Source organism: Frankia sp. CcWB2, from assembly GCF_977927585.1.
Window position 1 is genome coordinate 3,266 of sequence record NZ_CDWRCM010000216.1, and the last position, 1,501, is coordinate 4,766.

At 71.9% G+C, this 1,501-nt stretch carries 1 protein-coding gene and 1 pseudogene; one reads left to right on the plus strand and one right to left on the minus strand.

Annotation, left to right across the window (positions count from 1 at the left end):
* Positions 1-329: pseudogene (locus tag ACY45C_RS18510) on the minus strand (MmgE/PrpD family protein); the annotation flags it as partial.
* A 176-nt stretch (positions 330-505) separates the two neighbouring features.
* Here ACY45C_RS18510 and ACY45C_RS18515 point away from each other — a divergent pair.
* Positions 506-1,501, plus strand: a 996-nt coding sequence (locus ACY45C_RS18515) for a MaoC family dehydratase (protein ID WP_462188834.1), incomplete at its 3' end; no start/stop codon positions are given.

Consider the following 1,501-nt stretch of genomic DNA (forward strand, 5'->3'; position numbering starts at 1 on the left):
CCCAGCGCCGCCCCGAGCCGCGCCATCATCCCAGCTCCCGCCAGGTAGGCGCGGGCGTCCCCGCCGACGGCCAGCGTCGCGGGGACGCACACCACGCTGATGTGGGTGGTGGACTCCAGGTGCAGGTCGTCGAAATCCAGGACGTGCCCGACCGCCGCCCAGCGCGCCGCGTCCGGCAACCCGGCCGACAGTGCCACCAGATTGTCCTGCCGGGCGGCGAGCGTGACAGCCATCGTGTCGAGCAGTGAGCGCTGCGCCAGGTCGAGGTCCGCGGCACTCGGCACATAGTCGTGCGCCCACCGGGCCAACGTCTCGGCGGTCGATTCCATCCACAACTCCCGACTCTCGCCAGCGCGGGGCCACACCTGGATCGCCCGTGTTTCACACCTGGGTCGCCCGCGCCTGGGTCGCCCGTGCCCGCAGCGCACCTGCCCGCCCGAAAGATAATGTATGGCCAATAGTGATCGGTAACAGGCAGTGGCGACAGGCAGGGAGGAGCCGAGCGGTGGGCGGCGGCAGGTCGACGGCGGGGGCTGCCAGCCCGCTCGTCCCGGCGCAGGGTCCGTACTTCGAGTACCTGGCGGTCGGGCACGTGTTCGACGCCGCGCCGTCGGTCACGTTGAGCAGCGGGCACGCGGCGATGCACCAGGCGATCGTGGGCGATCGGCTGCGGCTGCCCCTGGACGACGGCTTGGCTCGCGCCGTGGCCGGGCGGTGGCCGGTTGCTCATCCCGCGTTGGTGTGGGATATCGCGATCGGGCAGTCGACGCTGGCGACGCAGCACGTGCGGGCCAACCTGTTCTACCGGGGTTTCGTGTTCCGCCGGTTCCCGGCGATCGCCGACACGTTGTCCACCACCACGGAGGTCGTCGGGTTGCGGCAGAACCGGCCCAGGCCGGGGCGCCGTCCGACCGGGCTGGCGGTCCTGCGGGTCCGTACGGTGGATCAGCAGCTGCGACCGGTGCTGGATTTCTGGCGCTGCGCGATGCTGCCCCTGGCCGACCCTGACGCGGACACCGGTCACCACGATGACCTCGACGAGGTCGGTGTACACCCCTCTCCGGCGGACTTCGTGGCCGCGGTCGAGCCGTGGCGGCTCGACGTCTTCCGCGAGCAGGTGCGCGGCGGCGAGCATTTCGCCGATATCGCGGTCGGCCGCCGCTGGCGGGTGGTTGGCGCCGACGTGGTGTCCTCGGCGCCTGAACTGGCCCGGCTCACGCTCAACATCGCCACCGTGCATCACGACGAGCTCGCCGCGGGCGGGCGGCGTCTGGTGTATGGCGGGCACACCATCGGCCTGGCGCTGGCCCAGGTCTGCCGTGCGCTGCCCAACATCGTCACGGTCGCCGGCTGGGACGGGTGCGATCATACCGGCCCGGTCTACGAGGGTGACTCGCTGAGCAGCACGGTCACCGTGGAGTCCACCCAGGCACTCGCTGCCGGGGGTGGGCTCGCGTGGTTGCGGGTCGAGGTCGAGGCCCAGGCAGGGCCGGCCGGACAG